The organism is Vibrio eleionomae (assembly GCF_009874545.1).
GTDB lineage: Bacteria > Pseudomonadota > Gammaproteobacteria > Enterobacterales > Vibrionaceae > Vibrio > Vibrio nitrifigilis.
In genome coordinates this window covers 1-4,494 of the sequence record NZ_WEKT01000104.1, presented here as the reverse complement: position 1 = coordinate 4,494, position 4,494 = coordinate 1, and the positions used below count along the sequence as shown (strand labels likewise).

General features: G+C 47.5%; 3 tRNA genes, 3 rRNA genes and 1 pseudogene. 6 read left to right on the top strand and 1 reads right to left on the bottom strand.

Annotated features, from left to right (window positions below):
- The 6 genes from F9817_RS23445 to rrf all read left to right on the top strand — a co-directional run.
- Window positions 1-142, top strand: a 16S ribosomal RNA gene (locus F9817_RS23445); the annotation flags it as partial.
- 68 nt (window positions 143-210) lie between these two features.
- Window positions 211-286 (top strand) — tRNA-Glu (locus F9817_RS23440).
- Between the two features lies 1 nt (window position 287).
- A tRNA-Lys gene (locus tag F9817_RS23435) sits at window positions 288-363 on the top strand.
- Window positions 364-391: 28 nt separating this feature from the next.
- Window positions 392-467: transfer RNA gene (locus F9817_RS23430), tRNA-Val, on the top strand.
- A gap of 735 nt (window positions 468-1,202) precedes the next feature.
- Window positions 1,203-3,942: ribosomal RNA gene (locus tag F9817_RS23425) — 23S ribosomal RNA — on the top strand.
- Between the two features lie 114 nt (window positions 3,943-4,056).
- A 5S ribosomal RNA gene (rrf, locus tag F9817_RS23420) occupies window positions 4,057-4,172 on the top strand.
- A 189-nt stretch (window positions 4,173-4,361) separates the two neighbouring features.
- Here the strand turns inward: rrf and F9817_RS24210 are convergent.
- Window positions 4,362-4,494 (bottom strand): annotated as a pseudogene (locus tag F9817_RS24210) (IS630 family transposase); the annotation flags it as partial.

Genomic DNA, 4,494 nt, shown 5'->3' with positions numbered 1-4,494 from the left:
GCCCGTCACACCATGGGAGTGGGCTGCAAAAGAAGCAGGTAGTTTAACCTTCGGGGGGACGCTTGCCACTTTGTGGTTCATGACTGGGGTGAAGTCGTAACAAGGTAGCGCTAGGGGAACCTGGCGCTGGATCACCTCCTTAACGATAAGATTATTGCGATGAGTGTTCACACAGATTGATACGGTTTAGAAAGCAAAGAGTATCTTAGTGTCCCGTTCGTCTAGAGGCCTAGGACACCGCCCTTTCACGGCGGTAACAGGGGTTCGACTCCCCTACGGGATACCATGGGTCGTTAGCTCAGTTGGTAGAGCAGTTGACTTTTAATCAATTGGTCACAGGTTCGAATCCTGTACGACCCACCATTTCCTTCCACAGGAAATCAAATAATGTGGGCGATTAGCTCAGTTGGGAGAGCACCTGCCTTACAAGCAGGGGGTCACTGGTTCGAACCCGGTATCGCCCACCACTCTCTAAATATTTTTGGAAACGGATTCCAAACCACTTCAGTAACACGTATGTGGTTGGAATTAGTGACGCTGAAAATCTTTAGAAAGTGCTGANAATGTACTTTTGCTCTTTAATAATTTGGAAAGCTGACAAAACATTCTTTTAGAATGTTTGTAAAAGTTCTCAATTATTTTCTTTATGAAAATAACCAACACACATTCAAGTGTTCTTGGGAAGCTTACTTTTTAAGTAAGTATTCAAAATTGAGTCCGGCAATATCGAGTCTGCAACATGTATAAAAATGCAGACAACCTTGGTGANTTGTTCATCAACTCAAAACTTTTTTGGGTTGTATGGTTAAGTGACTAAGCGTACACGGTGGATGCCTTGGCAGTCAGAGGCGANTTGTAAAAGTTCTCAATTATTTTCTTTATGAAAATAACCAACACACATTCAAGTGTTCTTGGGAAGCTTACTTTTTAAGTAAGTATTCAAAATTGAGTCCGGCAATATCGAGTCTGCAACATGTATAAAAATGCAGACAACCTTGGTGACTAACCTTTGATTTCACTTTTTCAAAGTGGAGACAAATAGTTCAACTCAAAACTTTTTTGGGTTGTATGGTTAAGTGACTAAGCGTACACGGTGGATGCCTTGGCAGTCAGAGGCGATGAAGGACGTACTAACTTGCGATAAGCGTAGATGAGGCAGTAAGAGCCACTTGAGTTCAACTCAAAACTTTTTTGGGTTGTATGGTTAAGTGACTAAGCGTACACGGTGGATGCCTTGGCAGTCAGAGGCGATGAAGGACGTACTAACTTGCGATAAGCGTAGATGAGGCAGTAAGAGCCACTTGAGTCTACGATGTCCGAATGGGGAAACCCAACTGCATAAGCAGTTATCTTTAACTGAATACATAGGTTAAAGAGGCGAACCGGGAGAACTGAAACATCTAAGTACCCCGAGGAAAAGAAATCAACCGAGATTCTGGTAGTAGCGGCGAGCGAAACCGGATTAGCCCTTAAGNCATTTATGCGTCAGGTGAAGTGTCTGGAAAGGCACGCGATACCGGGTGATAGCCCCGTAACCGTTAACGTATTTNTGGTGAAATCGAGTAAGGCGGGACACGTGATATCCTGTCTGAATATGGGGGGACCATCCTCCAAGGCTAAATACTCCTGACTGACCGATAGTGAACCAGTACCGTGAGGGAAAGGCGAAAAGAACCCCTGTGAGGGGAGTGAAATAGAACCTGAAACCGTGTACGTACAAGCAGTAGGAGCCTCTTTATGGGGTGACTGCGTACCTTTTGTATAATGGGTCAGCGACTTATATTCAGTGGCAAGGTTAACCGTTTAGGGGAGCCGTAGCGAAAGCGAGTCTTAACTGGGCGCNCAGTCTCTGGATATAGACCCGAAACCGAGTGATCTAGCCATGGGCAGGTTGAAGGTTGAGTAACATCAACTGGAGGACCGAACCGACTAATGTTGAAAAATTAGCGGATGACCTGTGGCTAGGGGTGAAAGGCCAATCAAACTCGGAGATAGCTGGTTCTCCCCGAAAGCTATTTAGGTAGCGCCTCGGACGAATACTACTGGGGGTAGAGCACTGTTAAGGCTAGGGGGTCATCCCGACTTACCAACCCTTTGCAAACTCCGAATACCAGTAAGTACTATCCGGGAGACACACGGCGGGTGCTAACGTCCGTCGTGGAGAGGGAAACAACCCAGACCGCCAGCTAAGGTCCCAAATTACAGCTAAGTGGGAAACGATGTGGGAAGGCTTAGACAGCTAGGATGTTGGCTTAGAAGCAGCCATCATTTAAAGAAAGCGTAATAGCTCACTAGTCGAGTCGGCCTGCGCGGAAGATGTAACGGGGCTAAGTTGTAAACCGAAGCTGCGGCAATGCTCTTTTAGAGTATTGGGTAGGGGAGCGTTCTGTAAGCCGTTGAAGGTGGATTGTAAAGTCTGCTGGAGGTATCAGAAGTGCGAATGCTGACATGAGTAACGATAATGGGGGTGAAAAACCTCCACGCCGGAAGACCAAGGGTTCCTGTCCAACGTTAATCGGGGCAGGGTAAGTCGACCCCTAAGGCGAGGCTGAAAAGCGTAGTCGATGGGAAACGGGTTAATATTCCCGTACTTCTTACAATTGCGATGGGGGGACGGAGAAGGCTAGGTGGGCCTGGCGACGGTCGTCCAGGTTCAAGTGCGTAGGCTTGGAAATTAGGTAAATCCGGTTTCCTCTAAGGCCGAGACACGATGTCGAGTNACTAAGGTGNTGAAGTCATTGATGCCATGCTTCCAGGAAAAGCCTCTAAGCTTCAGATTGTAAGGAATCGTACCCCAAACCGACACAGGTGGTCGGGTAGAGAATACCAAGGCGCTTGAGAGAACTCGGGTGAAGGAACTAGGCAAAATGGTACCGTAACTTCGGGAGAAGGTACGCTCTTGACGGTGAAGAGANTTACTCTTGGAGCTATTGAGAGTCGCAGATACCAGGTGGCTGCAACTGTTTATTAAAAACACAGCACTGTGCAAAATCGTAAGATGACGTATACGGTGTGACGCCTGCCCGGTGCCGGAAGGTTAATTGATGCTGTTAGAGGTAACTCGAAGCGGTTGATCGAAGCCCCGGTAAACGGCGGCCGTAACTATAACGGTCCTAAGGTAGCGAAATTCCTTGTCGGGTAAGTTCCGACCTGCACGAATGGCGTAATGATGGCCACGCTGTCTCCACCCGAGACTCAGTGAAATTGAAATCGCTGTGAAGATGCAGTGTACCCGCGGCTAGACGGAAAGACCCCGTGAACCTTTACTACAGCTTGGCACTGAACATTGAGCCTACATGTGTAGGATAGGTGGGAGGCTATGAANCAGTCACGCTAGTGATTGTGGAGCCGACCTTGAAATACCACCCTTGTATGTTTGATGTTCTAACTTGGCCCCATAATCTGGGGTGAGGACAGTGCCTGGTGGGTAGTTTGACTGGGGCGGTCTCCTCCCAAAGAGTAACGGAGGAGCACGAAGGTGGGCTAATCACGGTTGGACATCGTGAGGTTAGTGCAATGGCATAAGCCCGCTTGACTGCGAGAATGACAATTCGAGCAGGTGCGAAAGCAGGTCATAGTGATCCGGTGGTTCTGAATGGAAGGGCCATCGCTCAACGGATAAAAGGTACTCCGGGGATAACAGGCTGATACCGCCCAAGAGTTCATATCGACGGCGGTGTTTGGCGCTCCTAGTACGAGAGGACCGGAGTGGACGAACCTCTGGTGTTCGGGTTGTGTCGCCAGACGCATTGCCCGGTAGCTAAGTTCGGAATCGATAACCGCTGAAAGCATCTAAGCGGGAAGCGAGCCCTGAGATGAGTCTTCCCTGGCGCTNTAAGCGTCCTAAAGGGTTGTTCGAGACTAGAACGTTGATAGGCAGGGTGTGTAAGCGTTGTGAGGCGTTGAGCTAACCTGTACTAATGGCCCGTGAGACTTAACCATACAACACCAAAAAGGTTTTGTATCGGACTCGATATAGAGACACACTTGATTGTGTAGAGAACGACAGCTTTCTGAATTAATTGTTGCTGCGATAGCGGTAACAAAAAGAATTTGCTTGGCGACCATAGCATTTTGGACCCACCTGATCCCATGCCGAACTCAGAAGTGAAACGAAATCGCGCCGATGGTAGTGTGGGGCTTCCCCATGTGAGAGTAGGTCATCGCCAGGCTTTAATTTAAAGAAACCCAGCCTAATGGCTGGGTTTTTTGCTTTCTACCTTTCCGAACTTCTTATCTTTATCTGATTTTCCCCAATCTAGAAAAATGGCTATGGATTTTCTATGCCTAATCGTATGTATAGAGCATTAGGCTCGATAAAAAGCATTGGTTCTTCGGTACTTTTATACCAATCTCACTAATTAACTGGTCAATATGGTCCAATCTCTAAAGCAGAGCGACATGACTCTGCTTTTGTCTGCACAAAAACGATTCCAAGCACTACACAACTTGTCGACAATATCGTCGTAACATTCAAAACACCTATTGGCTATT